General features: G+C 65.6%; 17 protein-coding genes and 1 tRNA gene. 11 read left to right on the top strand and 7 right to left on the bottom strand.

Annotated elements, in window-relative coordinates; translation table 11 throughout:
- Positions 1-47: 47 nt before the first annotated feature.
- The 3 genes from JHC57_RS01935 (at position 48) to JHC57_RS01925 (ending at position 3,616) form a co-directional block, all read left to right on the top strand.
- Positions 48-953, top strand: a complete 906-nt coding sequence (locus JHC57_RS01935; RefSeq protein ID WP_294028184.1) for an alpha/beta hydrolase — start codon at positions 48-50, stop codon at positions 951-953.
- Positions 950-2,128 carry a glycosyltransferase family 4 protein gene (locus tag JHC57_RS01930; RefSeq protein WP_294028182.1) on the top strand — a complete coding sequence of 393 codons (1,179 nt, stop codon included), beginning with the start codon at positions 950-952 and terminating at the stop codon, positions 2,126-2,128. The genes JHC57_RS01935 and JHC57_RS01930 overlap by 4 nt, the downstream gene beginning before the upstream one ends.
- An 84-nt stretch (positions 2,129-2,212) precedes the next feature.
- A complete protein-coding gene (locus tag JHC57_RS01925) occupies positions 2,213-3,616 on the top strand; it encodes a nitronate monooxygenase (RefSeq protein ID WP_294028180.1) in 1,404 nt (467 codons plus the stop codon).
- A gap of 20 nt (positions 3,617-3,636) precedes the next feature.
- On the opposite strand, the gene JHC57_RS01920 is transcribed toward JHC57_RS01925, so the two are convergent.
- Positions 3,637-4,635, bottom strand: a complete 999-nt coding sequence (locus tag JHC57_RS01920) for a D-glycerate dehydrogenase (protein ID WP_294028179.1) — start codon at positions 4,633-4,635, stop codon at positions 3,637-3,639.
- A gap of 127 nt (positions 4,636-4,762) precedes the next feature.
- On the opposite strand from JHC57_RS01920, the gene JHC57_RS01915 reads away from it, so the two are divergent.
- Entirely contained in the window at positions 4,763-5,221 is a 459-nt protein-coding gene (locus JHC57_RS01915; protein WP_294028177.1) for an SH3 domain-containing protein, read from the top strand.
- 39 nt (positions 5,222-5,260) lie between these two features.
- Here JHC57_RS01915 and JHC57_RS01910 read toward each other — a convergent pair whose 3' ends face one another.
- The 3 genes from JHC57_RS01910 to JHC57_RS01900 form a co-directional block, all read right to left on the bottom strand.
- Positions 5,261-5,662: a hypothetical protein gene (locus tag JHC57_RS01910; protein ID WP_294028175.1), complete on the bottom strand. Its 402-nt coding sequence runs from the start codon at positions 5,660-5,662 to the stop codon at positions 5,261-5,263.
- A 129-nt stretch (positions 5,663-5,791) separates the two neighbouring features.
- On the bottom strand, positions 5,792-6,262 hold the full coding sequence (locus JHC57_RS01905) for a hypothetical protein (RefSeq protein WP_294028174.1): 471 nt from the start codon (positions 6,260-6,262) through the stop codon (positions 5,792-5,794).
- A 193-nt stretch (positions 6,263-6,455) separates the two neighbouring features.
- Positions 6,456-7,643 (bottom strand): acetyl-CoA C-acyltransferase, encoded by a 1,188-nt coding sequence (locus JHC57_RS01900; RefSeq protein WP_294028172.1) that lies wholly within the window; start codon positions 7,641-7,643, stop codon positions 6,456-6,458.
- 159 nt (positions 7,644-7,802) lie between these two features.
- Between JHC57_RS01900 and JHC57_RS01895 the strand changes: the two genes are divergently transcribed.
- Together JHC57_RS01895 and JHC57_RS01890 are read left to right on the top strand one after the other, a co-directional pair.
- A complete protein-coding gene (locus JHC57_RS01895; RefSeq protein WP_294028170.1) occupies positions 7,803-9,257 on the top strand; it encodes a coniferyl aldehyde dehydrogenase in 1,455 nt (484 codons plus the stop codon).
- A gap of 56 nt (positions 9,258-9,313) precedes the next feature.
- Positions 9,314-9,398, top strand: a tRNA-Leu gene (locus tag JHC57_RS01890).
- Between the two features lie 42 nt (positions 9,399-9,440).
- On the opposite strand, the gene copD is transcribed toward JHC57_RS01890, so the two are convergent.
- Together copD and JHC57_RS01880 are read right to left on the bottom strand one after the other, a co-directional pair.
- Positions 9,441-10,364, bottom strand: coding sequence for a copper homeostasis membrane protein CopD (gene copD / locus JHC57_RS01885; RefSeq protein ID WP_294028169.1), 924 nt, complete (start codon positions 10,362-10,364; stop codon positions 9,441-9,443).
- Positions 10,365-10,368: 4 nt separating this feature from the next.
- Positions 10,369-10,752, bottom strand: a complete 384-nt coding sequence (locus JHC57_RS01880) for a copper resistance protein CopC (protein ID WP_294028167.1) — start codon at positions 10,750-10,752, stop codon at positions 10,369-10,371.
- Positions 10,753-10,902: 150 nt separating this feature from the next.
- On the opposite strand from JHC57_RS01880, the gene JHC57_RS01875 reads away from it, so the two are divergent.
- From JHC57_RS01875 to JHC57_RS01855, 5 genes are read left to right on the top strand one after another with little or no spacing between them, the layout of a single operon-like run.
- Entirely contained in the window at positions 10,903-11,169 is a 267-nt protein-coding gene (locus JHC57_RS01875; RefSeq protein ID WP_294028165.1) for a hypothetical protein, read from the top strand.
- On the top strand, positions 11,169-11,609 hold the full coding sequence (locus JHC57_RS01870) for a periplasmic heavy metal sensor (RefSeq protein WP_294028163.1): 441 nt from the start codon (positions 11,169-11,171) through the stop codon (positions 11,607-11,609). The genes JHC57_RS01875 and JHC57_RS01870 overlap by 1 nt, the downstream gene beginning before the upstream one ends.
- Entirely contained in the window at positions 11,606-12,184 is a 579-nt protein-coding gene (locus JHC57_RS01865) for an RNA polymerase sigma factor (RefSeq protein ID WP_294028161.1), read from the top strand. Before JHC57_RS01870 ends, JHC57_RS01865 begins: the two co-directional genes overlap by 4 nt.
- Before the next feature lie 58 nt (positions 12,185-12,242).
- Entirely contained in the window at positions 12,243-14,030 is a 1,788-nt protein-coding gene (locus JHC57_RS01860) for a copper resistance system multicopper oxidase (RefSeq protein WP_294028159.1), read from the top strand.
- Positions 14,027-15,142 (top strand): copper resistance protein B, encoded by a 1,116-nt coding sequence (locus tag JHC57_RS01855; RefSeq protein ID WP_294028158.1) that lies wholly within the window; start codon positions 14,027-14,029, stop codon positions 15,140-15,142. The genes JHC57_RS01860 and JHC57_RS01855 overlap by 4 nt, the downstream gene beginning before the upstream one ends.
- Here the strand turns inward: JHC57_RS01855 and JHC57_RS01850 are convergent.
- On the bottom strand, positions 15,125-18,118 hold the full coding sequence (locus tag JHC57_RS01850) for a DUF2339 domain-containing protein (protein ID WP_294028157.1): 2,994 nt from the start codon (positions 18,116-18,118) through the stop codon (positions 15,125-15,127). The two genes, JHC57_RS01855 and JHC57_RS01850, sit on opposite strands and share 18 nt — an antisense overlap.
- Between the last annotated feature and the right edge of the window lie 62 nt (positions 18,119-18,180).

The following is an 18,180-nucleotide window of genomic DNA, read 5'->3' as shown; positions in this document are numbered from 1 at the left end:
CGCGCAGGGGACGTGCGGGACGAAACAAAGCAAGGGGACGTGCCATCTTGGCCCAGCAGGATGCAAAGCAGGAGGGGCGCCGCGACTGGTCGGACCAATATTGGTGGTCGCACGACGGCGTCCGGCTGCATGCGCGCGTCTATGCCGGGCCCGAGGGCAGCGAGCGCGCGCCGCCAGTGCTGTGCATGCCGGGACTTGCGCGCAACGCCCGCGATTTCGAGGCGCTGGCGCCGCATGTGGCACGATATCGCAAGGTGATCGTCATCGAATTCCGCGGGCGCGGCGACAGCGCCTATGCGAAGGATCCGATGACCTATGTTCCGCTGACCTATGTGCAGGATGTCGTCGCGTTGCTCGACGAACTGGAGATCGAGCGTTTCGCGGCGATAGGTACCTCGCTCGGCGGGCTGGTGGCGATGCTGATGGCGGCGAGCCTGCCGGGGCGTCTTGTCGGTGCGGTACTCAATGACGTGGGGCCCGAGCTCGAGACCGCGGGGCTCGAGCGAATCCGCGATTATATCGGCGCGGGCGGCAGCCAGCCGACGTGGATGCACGCAGCGCGCGCCTTCGCAGATCTCAACGGCGCCGTCTATCCGGACTATGGCATTCATGACTGGCTGCGGCTGACCAAGCGCACGCACAGGCTGACGCCCGAAGGGCGGATCGTAACCGATTATGACAAGCAGATCGCGGCGCCGCTGCGTGTGCCGAACGGCGGCGATGCCGGGGTCGACCTGTGGCCGGCGTACCGCGCGCTCGGCGATGTGCCGGTGCTGATCCTGCGCGGTGCGCTGTCGGACATATTGGCGCACACGGCGGGCGAGAAGATGGCGGCCGGGCTGCCGCGTGCCCGGCTGGTCGAGGTGCCGGGGGTCGGGCATGCACCGACGATGGACGAGCCCGAAGCGCGCGCGGCGATCGACGCATGGGCCGCGGAGCTTCCGCAAGCGTGAGCGTCGCCGAGCCCGGCACGCCGTGGCCGATCCGTATCCTGCATCTTCATTCGAGCTTCTCGCTTGGCGGCAAGGAGGCGCGGGCGGTCCGGCTGATGAACCTGATGGGGGACCGCGCACATCACACGATCCTGTCGGCTATGCCCGAAGCGCTCGGCGCGCGCGAGGCGATCGATCCCGGGATCAAAGTCGATTTTCCGGAAGATGCGCCGCCGCTGCACGGCAAGCCGGCACCGGGCCGATACCGCGATCTCGCGGACTATATGACGCGGTTCGAGCTCGTGCTCAGCTATAATTGGGGCGCGATGGACGGGGTGATGGCGCGCCGGGTTCATGTTTCGCGCCTCTGGCACAGCATGCCCGAGCTGATCCATCACGAAGACGGGTTCAACGAGGACGAGAGCGTCCGGCGCAACTGGAAGCGCAATCTTTTCCGCCGGGTCGCGTTGCGCACCGCACAGTCGGTCGTCGTCCCGTCGACTTTGCTGCAGCGGATCGCGACCGATGAGTGGAAGGCGGGCGGCCGCACCCACCTGATCCGCAACGGCATCGACGTGGCCGCCTATGCCAAAGGGCCATCGGTGCCGATCCCCGGCTTCGAACGGCGCAATGGTGAAGTGGTGATCGGCACCGTCGCCGGGCTGCGCAAGGTCAAGGACTTGCCGCGCCTCGTGCGCGCCGTGGCTGAACTACCAGCGAACGTTCGTCTGGTGATCGTCGGAGAGGGGCCCGAGCGCGATGCGATCGCCGCCCAAGCCGCGGCGTGCGGCATCGCGGACCGGGTCGTCATGCCCGGCTTCATGGCCGAACCCGCGCGCTGGATCGGTCATTTCGATATGCTCGCGCTCTCGTCGCTCAGCGAACAGGCGCCGATCGCGGTGATCGAGGCGATGGCGGCGGGGCTGCCGGTGGTGAGTCCGGTGGTCGGCGACGTCGCCGCGATGGTGTCGGACGCGAACCGACCCTATGTCGCGGCGGACGAGGCCGCTTTCCGGATTGCGCTGGCGCAAATGGCCGAAAGTGCCGCGCTGCGCGCCGAGGTCGGCGCGGCGAACCGGCGCGCCGCGGGCGAACGGTTCGACGAATCAATTATGGTCGGCGCCTATGAAAAGCTCTATGCTCGTGCGCTTGAAGGTTATGGGCCGTTCAGCGGCCGCTGGGTCGGCTTTGATTGACAAAAGGGCCGAATTTCCGCTTACGCAAGCGGCAACGGGGGCTGGTTCGCAGGCGCGAACGGGCGGAGAGAGAGAAGGTTTAGAGTGTTCAAAGGTTTGAAGCCCATCCTTTATGGCGGGCGTGAAGTCTGGCCGCTGGTCGAGGGCGGCAAGGGCGTGTCGGCGACCAACCATATGTCCAGCGGCGCCTGGGCCGCGGCAGGCGGGATCGGCACCGTGTCGGCGGTCAACGCCGACAGCTATGACGCCGAAGGCAAGATCATTCCGCAAATCTATCGCGCGCTGACCCGCAAGGAACGCCACGAAGAGCTGATCCAGTATGGCATCGAAGGGGCGGTCGCACAGGTGAAGCGCGCCTATGACGTGTCGGGCGGCAAGGGCGCGATCAACATCAATGTGCTGTGGGAAATGGGCGGCGCGCAACAGATCCTCGAGGGCGTGCTGGAACGGACCAAGGGTCTTGTCGCGGGCGTCACCTGCGGCGCGGGCATGCCGTACAAGCTCAGTGAAATCGCCGCGCGGCACAATGTTCTGTACCTGCCGATCATCAGCTCGGCGCGCGCCTTTCGCGCGCTGTGGAAGCGCGCTTACAGCAAGGTGCCGCACCTTCTGGGCGCGGTGGTGTACGAAGATCCCTGGCTTGCTGGCGGCCATAATGGTCTGTCGAACGCCGAAGATCCGCTGGTGCCCCAGGATCCTTATCCGCGCGTCGCGGCGGTTCGTGAAACGATGCGCGCCGAAGGCATTTCCGACGATGTGCCGATCGTGATGGCGGGCGGGGTCTGGTATCTGCGCGACTGGGAAAACTGGATCGACAATCCCGAGCTTGGCCAGATCGCATTCCAATATGGCACGCGGCCGCTGCTGACCGAGGAAAGCCCGATCCCGCAGCAGTGGAAGGATCGTCTCCGCACGCTCGACGACGGCGACGTGCTGCTCCACCGCTTCTCGCCGACGGGCTTTTATTCGAGCGCGGTGCGCAACCCGTTCCTCCGCGACCTCGAAGCGCGCTCGGAGCGCCAGATTCCCTATTCGAAGCAGGAAGCCGGCGACCATATCGTCCAGCTCGACGTCGGGGTGAAGGGCAAGAATTTCTGGGTGACCCCGCACGATCGCGCGCGCGCGCGAGACTGGTTCGCCGAAGGCTATACCGAGGCGCTGAAGACCCCCGACAATACGGTGGTGTTCGTGACCGAGGCCGACAAGGCGATGATCCGCCGGGACCAGACCGACTGCATGGGCTGCCTGTCGCATTGCGGCTTTTCGTCGTGGAAGGACCATGACGATTACACGACCGGGTACCTCGCCGATCCGCGCAGCTTCTGCATCCAGAAAACGCTGCAGGACATCGCGCACGGCGGCGATGTCGAGCAGAATCTGATGTTCGCGGGCCACGCCGCGTTCAACTTCAAGACCGATCCGTTTTATTCGAACAATTTCACCCCGACGGTGAAGCAGCTCGTCGACCGGATTCTGACGGGAGATTGATCTGCCCGCCGGGGTTGGGTTCAGGCCCAGCCCTCCAGCACCTGATCGGGCGGACGGTGGCCGTCGCACCAGGCGCGGATGTTGGCGATGACCTTTTCGCCCGAAGCTTCGCGCCCCTCGATGGTGGCCGAGCCGAGGTGCGGTAGCAGCACGACATTGTCGAGCGCGAGCAGGGTGGGGTCGACAGCAGGTTCGTGCGTATAGACGTCGAGCCCGGCCCCTGCGATGCGGCCGGTCTGGAGCGCCGCAATCAGCGCCTTTTCGTCGACGATCTCGCCGCGCGCGGTGTTGATGAGATAGGCGGTCGGCTTCATCGCGCCGATCCGCGCGGCATTGACCATCTCGTGCGTTTCAGCCGTATGCGGGCAGTGGATCGTGACCACGTCGCTGATGCGGAGCAGCGTGTCGACACTGGCGTGATAACTCGCGCCAAGCTCCTCCTCGATCGCTTGCGGAAGGCGCTTGCGGTTGTGATAGTGGATCGACAGGCCGAAGGCGCGCGCGCGGCGCGCGACGGCGAGACCGATGCGCCCCATGCCGATGATGCCGAGCAATTTGCCGCCGACGCGGTGGCCGAGCATCGTGCTCGGCGCCCAGCCCTGCCATTTGCCCGACCGCATCAGCTTTTCGCCCTCGGCCAGCCGGCGCGGGACGCTGAGGATCAGCGCCATCGTCATGTCGGCGGTGTCTTCGGTAAAGACGCCGGGCGTGTTCGAAACCATGATGCCTTTCGCGCGTGCCGCGGCGAGGTCGATATGGTCGACCCCGGCGCCGAAATTGGCGATCAACTTGAGTCGTTCGCCCGCGGCATCGATGATGTCGGCATCAATCTCGTCGGTCACCGTGGGCACGAAGACGTCGCAGTCGGCAACCGCCGCTTTCAACTCGTCGCGGGTAAAGGCGTGATCATGCGCAGAGAGCGCAACGTCGAACAATTCGGCCATGCGGCCTTCCACATGCGGCATCAACTGGCGGGTGACGACGACGCGCGGGCGTTTCGGGCGGGATGAATCGGGCATGGCCGCCGATAGAGCGCGCCCGCGCACGGTGGTCAAGAGCGCGGCGGGCGAAAAAGGCTGGGGACGAACGCAGCCTTTTGCGCGGCGAATGGTTGAAATGCCGATATGAGTTTGACAAGGCAGAGCGATGACCAGCCGCCATATCTTGATCGCCGCCGCGCTGATGGCTTCCGTGGGACCGGCCGCCGCTCAATCCGATGTCGAAGTGCCCTATTGGGCGTCGATCAATGTCGACGAAGCGCGGATGCGTAAGGGGCCGTCGCCCGACGTGCCGGTTATCTGGGAATATCGGCGAAAGGATTTGCCGGTCAAGGTCGTTGCGCGGTTCGAGACCTGGCGCAAGATCGAGGATCCCGACGGGACGCAAGGCTGGATGGCGGCGCGGCTGCTGAGCCGCACGCGCACCGCGATCGTCACCGGTGAAGTCCGCCCGATGCGCGAGGATGCGAGTGTGTCGGCGGCGGTCGCCTATCGCGCCCAACCCGGCGTCGTCGGGAGGATCACCGATTGCAAGAACGGCTGGTGCCTGTTCGACGTGAAGGGACGCAAGGGCTGGATCCAGACCGACCATATCTGGGGCGACTGAGTTCGCTTCCGGATAGCGGCCGGGCGCGCACGGCCCGGGTCAGCTCTTCTTGGGCGTGACGGTCACCTTTGTTCCTTCAGGGTTCGTTGCGGTAAAGCTGCCGTCCGCCGCAACGGGCGACAGGCTCCAGCATTCCTCGGCCTCGTCGCCGTCGGGATCGAAACAATCCTTGCCGTCCTTGTGCGCGAACTTGCCTTTTTTGACGACTTTTCCTGTCGGGTCGGTATCGGTATAGGTTCCGTCGGCGTTGATAACCGTGGAACCGACAGTGCCGTCGGCCATCTTGACGTCATAGTTGCCCGGCGCCGTCCCGGCAGGCGCGGCGGGAGCCGGCGCGGCGGTTTCTGTCGGCGTCGCCCCGGCGGCGTCTTTCGATTCTTCGGTTTTTTGCGAACAGGCTGACAGCGCGGTGAGCGCCGCAAGCAGAACCAGCTTTTTCATGTCGATTTCTCCCCACAAGAACCCGTGCAGGCTATGCCCTTCGCGGGCAAGCCGCAACGACAATCGCCGGCCGCAAAAAGGGCCGATGGTTGCCCATCGACCCTCTTTGAAACGAAAAGATATTATCGTTTAGCGGCGCCAGTTGAAGTGGTTCCGATAAACCTTGACCACGCGGCCGTTGCGCTCGTTGACGAGCAACAGGTCGTTATAGTGGCGGACGTAGGTCAGGTTACGGCCGGCCCGCGGCACACCCCAGCGGCTGTCCCATGCCGGGCGATAGGCCGAGGTGTAGTAGTTCGAGCGAAGGGTCGAGCCGACGCGGAACTGCTGATATTTGAATGGCGCACGATAATTCTGGTAGCGCGTGTCGCGGCGCCAGTCGCGCTGGCTTTCGCGCAGGTCCTGCCGCGCGTCGCGCACGTCGCGGCGAGCGTCGCGAACGTCGCCGCGGTCGCCATAGCGCTGGGCGTTGCGCAGGTCGCGCTGTTCCTCGCGCAATTCCTTGCGGTCGTGGCGGATTTCGCGGTTCTGCGCCTGCGCGACAGCCGGAACCATCATCGCGGCGATCAGGCCGGCGGTGAGAAATTTCATCTTCTTCATTGTGCCATTCCTTTGCATCGTCAGGGGGGAGGGGATTTCGCCCGATGACAGGAATGGTTTAGGCGAGCCGGTTTGAACCGAACCGGAATGCGTCGTTTATTTTCAGGTCATTAGTGTCGCAATTTGTCGCGTGCATAACGACGAAACGGCGCCGTCTCGCGACGGCGCCGTGCAACTTTCGCCAGCTTGTGATCTAGATCAGTTCGACCGCCACCGCCGTCGCCTCGCCACCGCCGATGCAGAGGCTGGCGATGCCGCGCGTCTTGCCGTGACGCCGGAGCGCCGCGATCAGCGTCGTGATGATGCGCGTGCCGCTGGCGCCGATCGGGTGGCCGAGCGCGGTCGCGCCGCCATGGATGTTGATCTTGTCGTGCGGGATGCCGAGGTCGTGCATCGCGAACATCGCGACGCAGGCAAAGGCTTCGTTGACTTCGAACAGGTCGACGTCGCCGATCGACCAGCCGGCCTTCGCCAGCACCTTGTTGATCGCGCCGACGGGGGCGACGGTGAAATCCTTCGGCTCCTGCGCGTGCGCGGCGTGCGCGACGAGCTTCGCGACGGGCTTCGCACCCTTGGCGTCGGCGACAGACTGGCGCGTCAGCACGACCGCGGCGGCGCCGTCCGAGATCGATGAGCTGGTTGCCGCGGTGATCGTGCCGTCCTTGGCGAAGGCGGGCCTCAGCGTCGGAATCTTGTCGGGATTGCCCTTGCCGGGCTGTTCGTCGGTGTCGACGACTACCTCGCCCTTGCGTGTGGTCAGCGTGACGGGGGCGATCTCGCCCACGAAGGCGCCGTCGGCGATCGCCGCCTGCGCGCGCTTCAGCGATTCGATCGAATAATCATCCTGCGACTGGCGCGACAGCTGATAGGCGTCGGCGGTATCCTGCGCGAAAGTGCCCATCGCCCGGCCGGCGTCGTAAGCGTCTTCCAGCCCGTCGAGGAACATGTGGTCATAGGCGGTGTCGTGGCCGATGCGAGCGCCCGAACGGTGCTTCTTGAGGAGGTAGGGCGCGTTGGTCATCGATTCCATGCCGCCCGCGACGACGAGGTCGATGCTGCCGGCGGCGAGCGCCTCGGCGCCCATGATCACGGTCTGCATGCCCGATCCGCAGACCTTGTTCACCGTCGTCGCCTGCACCGACTTGGGGAGGCCTGCCTTGATCGCGGCCTGACGCGCCGGTGCCTGACCGAGGCCGGCGGGGAGCACGCAGCCCATATAGATACGCTCGATATCGTCGCCGCTGACGCCCGCGCGCTCGACCGCCGCCTTGACAGCGGTCGCGCCGAGATCGGTCGCGCTCGCATCCGAAAGCACGCCCTGCATGCCGCCCATCGGCGTACGCGCGTAGGAAAGGAAGACGACGGGATCGGTGGCGGTCATATCGAGAGACTCCGTAGGGGAAAGATACGTCGGCGGGTCGCTTAGCGGTTTTGCTGCACTTGCGAAAGGGGCTGGACCCAGATGGGTAGCCGGTTTCATCTTGCAACCCGCTGCGCGGCATGATCAAACGTCGTCGGCGAATTATAGGGGAGACGGGTGATGGCCACCGCAATCAAGCAGGATATTGCCGGCGAAACCGCGCGGATGCACGAAGTACTCGCGGCTCAGAAGGCGAGCTTTACCGCGGCGATGCCCGAGAGCCTTGCAGTGCGCACCGATCGCATCGATCGCGCGATCGCGTTGCTCGTCGACCATGCCGAAGAATTTGCGAAGGCGGTGAGCGAGGATTTCGGCCATCGCAGCCGCGAACAAACGCTGATGACCGACATCATGCCTTCGGTCAGTGCCTTGAAGCACGCGAAGAAACATATGGCTGCGTGGTCGAAGGGCGAGAAGCGGAAGCCCACCTTTCCGCTCGGCCTGCTCGGTGCGAAGGCCGAGGTCGTCTATCAGCCGAAGGGCGTCGTCGGCGTCGTCGCCCCGTGGAACTTCCCCGTCGGCATGGTCTTCGTGCCGATGGCAGGCATCCTCGCCGCGGGCAATCGCGCGATGATCAAGCCGAGCGAATTCACCGAAAATGTCTCGGCGCTGATGGCGCGGCTCGTTCCCGATTATTTCGATGCGACCGAAATGGCTGTCTTCACCGGCGATTCCGAGGTCGGTGTCGCCTTTTCGAAGCTCGCTTTCGACCATATGATCTTCACCGGCGCTACAAGTGTGGGTCGCCATATCATGCGCGCAGCCGCCGACAATCTGGTGCCGGTCACGCTCGAACTCGGCGGCAAGTCGCCGACCTTCATCGGGCGCAGTGCGAACAAGGACCTAGTCGGCCAGCGCGTTGCGCTCGGCAAGATGATGAACGCGGGGCAGATCTGCCTGGCGCCGGACTATCTGCTCGTCGCCGAGGACGAGGAAGGCGCGGTGATCGACAGCGTCACCAAAGGCGCGACCGCGCTCTATCCGACCTTGCTCGCGAATGACGATTACACCTCGGTCGTCAACACGCGCAATTACGACCGGCTGCAATCCTATCTCGCCGACGCGCGCGAAAAGGGTGCCGAGGTGATCGAGGTCAATCCGGGCGGCGAGGATTTCGCCAGCTCGAACGGTCACAAGATGCCGCTTCATATCGTGCGCAACCCGACCGACGACATGAAGGTGATGCAGGAGGAGATCTTCGGCCCGATCCTGCCGGTCAAGACATACAAGACGATCGACGATGCGATCGATTATGTGAACGCGAACGACCGTCCGCTCGGCCTCTATTATTTCGGGCAGGACAGGAGCGAGGAGGACCGCGTGCTGACGCGGACCATCTCGGGCGGGGTGACGGTCAATGACGTGCTCTTTCACAATGCCATGGAGGATCTGCCCTTCGGCGGGGTCGGCCCGTCAGGCATGGGCAATTATCACGGGGTCGACGGTTTCCGCACTTTCAGCCACGCGCGCGCGGTCTATCGCCAGCCCAAGCTCGATGTCGCGGGGCTCGCAGGATTCAAGCCCCCCTATGGGAAGGCGACGGCGAAGACGCTGGCGAAAGAGCTCAAGAAATAGCTTGGCAAAATACGGCGCTTCGCCCTAGGGGAAGCGCCGCGCTTTCGCGCCCACGGGCCCCTGTGGTGAAATTGGTAGACGCGCTCGACTCAAAATCGAGTTCCGCAAGGAGTGCTGGTTCGAGTCCGGCCAGGGGCACCACCGCCGATCGAGGGCGGCCTTTCTAAATCAGGCTCTTCTGTCTCAGGCGGGCAGAGGTTCGAGCGTTCCCAGCCATGCGACCAGCGCCAGTACAACCGCGGCGGCCAACATCTCGACCGTCAGGCTCCGCTGTATCGCGCGCCGTGCGGCGGCGGGATCGACGCACTCGTCCGCAAGAACAGGGGTGAGCCGCCAGCGGTTCGCGGCTGCGAGCGCCAGCATGAGGGCAAAGAACAGCAGTTTGACAGTGAGAAGCTGGCCATAGGGTGCGTCGATCGCGCGGTCGACATTGTTCAAACCGATAATGATCTGCGTGTTGATCAGCCCGGTTGCGGCGATGACCAGCACGCAAACCGTGCCGACATGCGCGAATCGTTCGAGACTGCGCGCCACCATAGCCGGCGATACCGAAACGATGCCGTAGCGCGGGCGCAGCAAGATCAGAAAAGCGCCGATCGCGCCGATCCAGACGGCGGCGGCGACCATGTGGAACGTGTCGCTGATGCGGTGGATTGACCCGGTCAGGCCTTCGCTTGCGCCGGCATGACCTGCCCACATCAGCGTCGCGAGCGCTGTCGATCCGGCGATGACGATCGTCGAGGCTGCGGTCATCGGCCGCTTGCCAAGATGTGCCGCAGCCGCGAGTGCCGCGCCAAGCGCCGCCATGCGAACGAGCCAGGCGGTGCCGACGTCGGTTTCGCGAATTACCGCCGCCAGCATGGCGGGATCGATAGCGAGGAGGGCTACACCCTGCATGCTCGCGGTGAGTTGGGCGATGCCGATCAGCGAAACGATCAACCCCAGCAGCGCGAGCCAGCGTTGCGGCGCCATCACGGCCTCGATGACGCGAAGGTCCTGCCGCTCGGCGCGACGGAGGGCATGGAGAGGAAAGGCCGCCAGCCCCGTGAGGAGAAGCAGGTCGGCATAAAGCGCGAACCGGATGCCGGTCGCGAGGACGTCGGTCACCGGTCTATTTCACAATGAAGTGGAATTCGCCGCCCATGCGGTGCGTATCCGCGCCCGCGGCCGACCATTTCACCCTGTATGTACCGGGGCCGAGCGCGCGCTTGAGTTTCAGTGTCATCGACGCCCCGTCCTTGCCCATCGCCGAAGTGAAGGGGATCGGCATCGGTGGATGATCCTTCATGCGCGGCATGCCGGTCATCACCAGCTCGGTCTTCACGGTCGAGGCGATGAGCCTTTCGTTGAATTTCAGACTGACGGCCGTCACCTTCGATACGGTGGCATTCGCGGCGGGGGTCGACCCGACAAGTTTCGTATGCGCCAGCGCCGGGGCGGGCGTCAGGAACAGCGCGAGCACGGCGGCAACGGAGGGCAGGTGTGTCTTTTTCATAAAAAACTCCAAATATATGCCTGTTCTGATAGGTACGCGGCGCGTCGCGATGGCCCTTGGAAAAAGAAAATATCCGCTTGATATGTGTCGGTGGTCGAGGGGTGGCGTGCCGGGGCGCGTATACGTCTGGAAGGATTGGCAGGACGGGCCATGGACGATGAACTTCGGATACTGAACACGGCGGCGATACCGGCGGCGCTCGATGACCTTGACGCGCGCGTACTGGATGCGCTCGCATCGCAGCGGCGCGAGGCCGTCGCGATGCGCGGTACGATCGCACTGGCCGCGCTGGTGGCGCTGGGCGGCGGAATTGTCGCCGGTAGTGCTTTCGCGCCGGTTGCGGTCGCTGCAAGCCCGCTTACCCCGCTCGTCCCCGTAAGCCCGCTGGCGCCGTCGACTCTGCTGGATTCGCGCTGATGATATCGTCGCGCCGTTTGCTGATCATTGGCCTGATCGCCTTTGTGGCAGCGCTCGCCGGCGTATTCGTCGGGCGCGTGCTCGTCGACGCGCCGCGCGCCAGCGAGACCGAGCTGCATGCACTCTTGCACGGCGAGCTGGACCTGTCGGCGGCGCAGGAAAGCCGACTCAAGCCGCTCGAAACGCGTTTCGCGGCGCGGCGTGGGGCGCTCGAACTGGAAATGCGCGCGGCCAATGTCCGCCTTGCGCAAGCGATAGAGGCCGAACATGGCTATGGGCCGCGCGTCACCTCGGCGATCGACGAGACGCACGATATCATGGGTGCGCTCCAGAAGGAGACGCTCGAACATCTATTCGCGATGCGCGGCGTGCTCGATCGCGATCAGGCTGCGATTTTCGACAGGATCGTGGTCAAGGCCCTGACCGCCGATGCGCGGTGAGCTCCGGGCTTGCGCAATGCAGCGACCGCGACCTTGCCGCGTTCGCCCTCGCCGGCCGGCAGGACGCCTATCGCGAATTTCTCGCGCGCCACAAAATACCGGTCTTTCGCCTGATCCGCAGCCATGTCGGCGATAGCGAGGAGGCGATGGACCTGACGCAGGAAGCCTTCGTATCGGGCTTTGCCGCGCTGTCGCGCTATGACGGCGAGCGGCCGTTCCGCATCTGGATTTCGCGGATCGCGATCAACAAATGCCGCGACTGGGCGCGGCGCCGCGCGGTGCGCGCCTTCTTCAGCCGGGCGCGGCCCCTGGATGAGGCGGTGCACGTCGCGGCCGGTGAGCCGGCCCCCGATGCAGAAGTGGGCGATCGTGAGCAACTCGCGAGGGTACGGCAGGCGATATCCGCACTGCCGCAAAAATTGCGCGAGGTGCTGATCCTTCGCGGAGTCGAAGAGCTCGGGCAGGCCGAAACGGCCGAATTGCTGGGGATAAGCGAGAAAGCCGTCGAGACGCGGCTCTACCGCGCCCGGGCGAAGCTGCGCGCGCTGCTGGGTGATGATTCCGAAATCCTGTGAGGGTTTGGGCCCCGTCACGCGTATGGCCTTTCAGAGAAACAGCGACAGCCAGGATTTTATGCCGATTGAAAGACGTACGTTCGTGACCGGGGCTTTGGGCGGTGGAGCGCTGGCCGCGCTGTCCTCATGGTATCCGGCGTGGGCGCAACCGGTATCGTCGGGTATCGCCTCGACCCTGCCGACCGTAGAGGGGAGCGACATCACACTGCGCATCGCTCGGCAGACGATGCGGATCGACGGCAGGGTCAGCCGGGCGATCGGGATCAACGGCACCGTGCCGGCGCCGCTGGTGCGGCTGAAGGAAGGGCAACAAGCCCGGCTCAGGGTCGTAAACGATCTGGATGAGGATAGCTCGATCCACTGGCACGGGCTGATCCTGCCCTTTCACATGGACGGCGTGCCGGGGGTCAGCTTTCCCGGTATCAAGCCGAGGTCGACCTTCGTCTATGAATTCCCCGTCGTCCAGTCGGGGACCTATTGGTATCACAGTCATTCGGGCTTGCAGGAACAGCTCGGCCATTACGGTCCGATCGTTATCGACCCCGCGGGCGCCGATCCGATCGGCTACGACCGCGAGCATGTCATCGTGCTGTCGGATCACAGCCGGCTGTCGCCCGAGGAAATCTTTCGCAAGCTCAAGGTCAATCCCGGCCATTTCAACATGCAGCGCCAGACGCTCGGCGGGCTGCTAGCGGGCAAGGACCAGCCGCTGAAGGACCGGATCGAATGGGGCGCGATGCGGATGGATCCGGCGGACATTGCCGACGTTAACGGTTCGACCTACAGCTTCCTGATCAACGGCCATGGCCCGCGCGACAACTGGACGGGGCTCTTCCGTCCCGGTGAGCGCGTGCGGCTGCGCATCATCAACGCTTCGGCGATGTCGATCTTCAACGTCCGGATCCCGGGGCTCCGGATGACGGTCGTGCAGGCCGACGGGCTCAATATCGTGCCGGTCGAGATCGACGAATTCCAGATCGCCGTTGCCGAAACCTATGACGTGATCGTCACGCCGGTCGAGGACCGCGCCTATACGCTGGTCGCTGAAGCGAACGACCGTTCGGGCATGGGGCGTGCGACGCTCGCGCCGCGTGCCGGCATGGTCGCCGAGGTGCCGCCGCTCCGCGAGCGCCCGCTCGCGACGATGAAGGATATGGGGATGGGGGCGATGGCCGATGGCGGCGATGCGTCGTGCACCGCCGAGCATGCCGCGATGGGGCACTGCACCCTCCCAACAGACGGCGCGGCCGTCGACCATGCAGCGATGGGGCATGGTTCGGGCGGCATGAATCACAGCATGCGTGACTTCAGCGTCGCGCCGCAGGTCAAGCGCGATCCGAGCGTCCAGTCGATCTCGCCGATGCCGGTCGACCGCATGGGCGAGCCGGGACAGGGGCTGGAGGATGTCGGCCACAGGGTGCTGACCTATCACGACCTCGTCGCGCTGGAACGCAATCCCGACGTGCGCGCCGCGTCGCGCTCGCTCGACATCCATCTCACCGGCAACATGGAGCGTTTCATGTGGTCGTTCGACGGGGTGAAGATGTCCGACCATCACGAACCGATCCCCTTCACCGAGGGCGAGCGCGTCCGGATCAACCTCATCAACGATTCGATGATGAGCCATCCCATCCATCTGCATGGTCATTTCTTCGAGCTGGTGACGGGGAAGGGCGACCGGTCGCCGCGCAAGCATACGGTACTCGTCCAGCCGGGTGGAACCGCGAGCTTCGACCTCACCGCCGATGCGCTCGGAGACTGGGCGTTCCACTGCCATCTTCTCTATCACATGCACGCCGGAATGATGCGCGTCGTCAGCGTGCGTCCGAAGGAAGAGAGCGAATGACCCGAACCGCGCTCCTCCTCGCCGGCGTCGCGCCCTTCCTTTTCGTCGTCCCGGCTGCGGCGCAGTCGACGGATCATTCGATGCACGGCTCGCAGCCCGCGCCGGAACCCGCGCCCGAAGCGCCCGCCTGCACGCCCGAGCACGCCGCGATGGGCCATTGCATGCTCGACAGCGCGCCACCAGAAAGCGATGCGCCCGACAAGAAGGCCGATGACAGCAAAATGAAGGCGATGGATCATGGCGCATCGGCGCCCGATCCCGACTGTCCCCCCGAACATGCGCGCATGGGGCATTGCACGCCGAAACAGGCGGCCACGCACGACATGGCACCCATGCCCGAAATGGCGGGAGCCAGCGGCACCGACCTCCCGCCAGGCGATGCGCCCGCACCGCCGCCGCCCGCCGACTGGTATGCCGACCGCGTTTTCCCGAAGGATGCGATGGAGCATTCGCGTCACGCGATGATGATCGAAAACGGCGCGCAGAAGGTCGGCTTCGTCAGCCTCAATCTCGCCGAATATCAGGCGCGCAAGGGCCGCGACGGTTTCCGCTGGGAAGGCGAGGCGTGGTACGGCGGCGACATCAACCGTCTGACGCTGAAGAGCGAGGGTGAGACCGCGTTCGGCGAGGGCATCGAAAGCGGCGAGGCGCAGGCGCTCTACAGCCGCGCGATCGGACCCTATTTCAACGCGCAGGCGGGTGTTCGGCAGGATTTCGGTCACGGCCCCGACCGCACTTATGCCACCGTCGGCTTCGAGGGACTTGCGCCATACTGGTTCGAGGTCGAGGGGGCGCTCTTCCTGTCGAACAAGGGCGATCTGCTCGCCCGGCTCGAAGGCAGCTACGACCAGCGCATCACGCAGAAGCTGATCCTGCAGCCGATGGTCGAGGTCAATTTCGCGGCGCAGGACGTGCCCGAAAGCGGGATCGGGTCGGGGCTATCCGACCTCGAACTCGGCCTCCGGCTCCGTTACGAGATCGTCCGGGAGTTCGCGCCTTACGTGGGCGTCGAATGGGGACGCAAGGTCGGCGACACCGCGCGCTTCGCGCGCGCGAGTGACGAGGATGCCGACAGCGTCAGTCTGGTGGCCGGTTTAAAGCTGTGGTTCTGACCCCGGCATCGGCAACGGAGCCTCGCGGTCCGGTGTGAGCTGGCGGCTGTAGAGCCAGCCGATCCCGATCAGGCTGAAGCCGAGCGCGACGAACGAGCCGATCCGTGCGAGGCCTTCGAGGCCCGAGGCGTCGAAGAGGAAGACCTTGCCCGCGGCGCCGATCATCAGCACGAGCGAGGCGGTGCGCCAGTCGTGGCGCTTCGTGCGGATGCCCCAGAGCAGGAAGCCGAGCGCCAGCGCGAGGAGCAGGATCGAGCGCAGGATATTTTCCGCGTCGGTGACGCCCGGCGCGGTGAGCAGCGTACCGTGGAACAGTTGGCGGAGCGTCGCCCAAGCGAATCCCGCGACGAGCAGCATCGCCGCGATCTGGATCGCGCGGCCCAGCCATGCGCGAGTGGGAGCGAAGAGCGACGGAAGCCGTCGCATCCCCGCCCACGGCAGCAGGAAAAGCGGGATCAGGAGGTTGAAGGCGGGCCAGCCGCCCACCGCTTGCATCGCCCATAGCGGGTTGTGGAGCAGCAAGCCGTAGAAGAGCGCGTGTGCAGTGCCTGCGACGATCAACGCGCGGGCGAGGGGGGCGAGTCCGCGCGCCAAGGCGGCCCATCCGGCACCGATCAGGAGTGCCTCCCAGAACAGCCGTTGGACGATGCCCGTTGCGATGAAGTCCGTACCCGCGCTCGCCGCGAAGCCGAGGCGGTAGAGCGAATGGGTCGCGATAATCGCAGTCACGCCCGCGAGGCCGAAAGCGGCGATGGACAGCCAACGAGGCAAGATGCCGCGAACCCGCCAGGTTGCAATCGCAAAAAGGATCGCCGGTACGAGCAGACGGAGCAGCAGCGGCTGGATGCTCAGCAGTCTGGAATCGAGCTCCATCGGGACAGCGGCGAGCGAAAGCAGCGCTTTGCTCGACCAGAGGGCTACGGGGAGCGCGGCCCATGCGAGGCTGAGCGCGGCAAGGCTCGCGGCGGCGGCGGCGATGCGGTTCAGGCCGGTGCGCCGGGCGGAGAAGAGCGCGGCTGCGCCGCCGAGTGCCGGGACGAGCATCAGCCCGGATGCGGGCAGGATTTGAGCGAAGGCGCCATAGGTGAGCACGGCCGTACCGACCTGACCCAGTCGGCGAATGATCGCACCGCCGCTGCGGATCGCGAACAGCGCGGCAATGGCGGCGAGGCCCGCCCAGCGGACGAGGGCGATGCCGTCGCCACCGCTCGCGCCTTCGGCCAGCCGGGGCAATTCGTCGAATGCGCGGGGTGTCGCCACGAGAGCGACGAGCGCGGTACCAAGGAAAGCGGCCGAAACCCGCTCGATGCGCGGATCGAGCGCCGCCTTGCCGAAAAGGAGCAGCGCTGCGGCAATGGCGGCGATGGCGAGCGGCGCCAGCCATGCGGGCAGCAGGAGAAGCAGCGCGATCGCAAGCAACGCGCCGGCGGTCGCTGCGAGGGAGGCGAGGCGTCTGTCGTCAGTCCGCCCCTCGATATTCCAGCCCCGGAGGATCGCGGTTGCTGGAAGCAGGGTACAGCCTAGCGCGAGGAGCGCGAGCGACGGATCGGCCATGTCCCAGAAATGCCATTTGGCGAGCGGTACGGGGACCAGTGCGACCGTGCAAAGCTCCAGCGTCGGGCGCAGCCTTGCCGGGGCAGTCCAGAGACGCGCGAGAAGCGGGACGGCGTGGATCGCCGCGAGCGCCAACCCGATCAGGCCGAGCCAGAACAGGGTCGGGTCGGGCCAGGCGGCGAGCAGCGCGAGCGTCAGCAGCAGGCTGATCGTCGGAACGATCGCGAAGTCGCGCTCGCGCCACGCAAGCCATTGCCCCGCAGCAGCGATCAGCGCGAACAGACCCCAATGAAGCGGGGCAAAGCCGCCATGGCCGACGAGCAGCGCGAGCTGGAGCGCGCCGACAGCGGCCGACGCGGTTCGCAGGGCGGTCGAGCGCGGCCCCTCGAACGCCATCATCGGCAGCGCGATCGCGAGGAGCAGCACGAAGCCGCCGACCGAGAGAGACGCGAGGACGTCGAGTGCGCTGTTTGCCAGTACCATCCACAACCCCCAGCCGATCCCGCCGATCAGCGCCGCGAGTGCGAGCCATGGCCAGCGCCGGGCGCGGGCGACCCCGGCGAGGCCGGCGATTGTCAGCCCCAGATAGACGGCGAGCAGCGGCACATTGGGCTCGACCGCGCCGACCATAGCGGGCGCGGCCAGACCGCCTGCAAGGCCGAGCAGGGCGCTGGGCGGCCCGAAGCGGAGCGAGAGGCCGAGCGCCGCGGCGGTGACCAGCGCGAGCGCGAGGAAGGCGAGCAACGGCCCGATGAGCTGATAGACATTCGCTGCGACCATGATCGCCGCGTAAAGCGTAGCGATGCCTGCGCCCGAAAGCGCCTGCGGCACGCGGACGTCGCGTAATTTGTCTTCGTTGCGCCAGGCATATTCAGCGCCGCCGATCAGCAGGAGCCCGAAGAGGAGGCCGGTGACGATCTGCACGCCGGGGGTGAAGATGCGCGCGAAGAAGCCGGCGTCGTTCGCATAGCGGACGATCAGTACGCCCGCGATCGCGAGCGTCAGCCCGCCGGCCCAGATCGGCAGCGTCTTGCCGAACAGATTTTCGAAGCGCGACGCCAGGCTGGCGGAAGGTCCGGAAGGGATCGCTCGTTTCGCGGGTTCCGGCGCGGGCTGTGCTGCCGGGACCAGCGGGGGTTCGGGCCGTACGACTTCAGCCATCTGCTCCGGTTCGGGCGACAATATGGTCGCTGGCGGCGGGACGGCCGTGGCGGCGCGAATGACGCGTTCGGGCATGTCCGGCTCGGCAACAGGGACACTTTCCGGCGCTTCGCTGCGCGGCGCTCCGGTCTGCCGTTGCAGCGCCCCGATCCGCTTCGCCGCCTCGGCCAGCGTCGCCTCGGCGCGCTTGAGACGTCCCCTTGTGTCCAGCACCAGGACGAACAGGATGATCATCGCCAGAAATGCGAGCAAGTCGAACATGTTGATCCCTTCGGATCGCCTTCCTAGCAGGCGAAGCGTGCAAGATCGATGCCCGGTTGTGA

Source organism: Sphingopyxis sp. (assembly GCF_016463645.1).
In the GTDB taxonomy this organism is placed as follows: domain Bacteria; phylum Pseudomonadota; class Alphaproteobacteria; order Sphingomonadales; family Sphingomonadaceae; genus Sphingopyxis.
The sequence above is the reverse complement of the archived record's forward strand: the minus strand, read 5'-3'. Positions and strand labels throughout refer to the sequence as shown.

Coding starts and splice junctions, on each gene's coding strand:
- JHC57_RS01860 (WP_294028159.1), top strand. CDS start 12,243: ATGCCGATTGAAAGACGTACGTTCGTGACCGGGGCTTTGGGCGGTGGA.
- JHC57_RS01900 (WP_294028172.1), bottom strand. CDS start 7,643: ATGACCGCCACCGATCCCGTCGTCTTCCTTTCCTACGCGCGTACGCCG.
- JHC57_RS01870 (WP_294028163.1), top strand. CDS start 11,169: ATGATATCGTCGCGCCGTTTGCTGATCATTGGCCTGATCGCCTTTGTG.
- JHC57_RS01880 (WP_294028167.1), bottom strand. CDS start 10,752: ATGAAAAAGACACACCTGCCCTCCGTTGCCGCCGTGCTCGCGCTGTTC.
- JHC57_RS01910 (WP_294028175.1), bottom strand. CDS start 5,662: ATGAAAAAGCTGGTTCTGCTTGCGGCGCTCACCGCGCTGTCAGCCTGT.
- JHC57_RS01895 (WP_294028170.1), top strand. CDS start 7,803: ATGGCCACCGCAATCAAGCAGGATATTGCCGGCGAAACCGCGCGGATG.
- JHC57_RS01915 (WP_294028177.1), top strand. CDS start 4,763: ATGACCAGCCGCCATATCTTGATCGCCGCCGCGCTGATGGCTTCCGTG.
- JHC57_RS01850 (WP_294028157.1), bottom strand. CDS start 18,118: ATGTTCGACTTGCTCGCATTTCTGGCGATGATCATCCTGTTCGTCCTG.
- JHC57_RS01920 (WP_294028179.1), bottom strand. CDS start 4,635: ATGCCCGATTCATCCCGCCCGAAACGCCCGCGCGTCGTCGTCACCCGC.
- JHC57_RS01875 (WP_294028165.1), top strand. CDS start 10,903: ATGGACGATGAACTTCGGATACTGAACACGGCGGCGATACCGGCGGCG.
- JHC57_RS01905 (WP_294028174.1), bottom strand. CDS start 6,262: ATGAAGAAGATGAAATTTCTCACCGCCGGCCTGATCGCCGCGATGATG.
- JHC57_RS01855 (WP_294028158.1), top strand. CDS start 14,027: ATGACCCGAACCGCGCTCCTCCTCGCCGGCGTCGCGCCCTTCCTTTTC.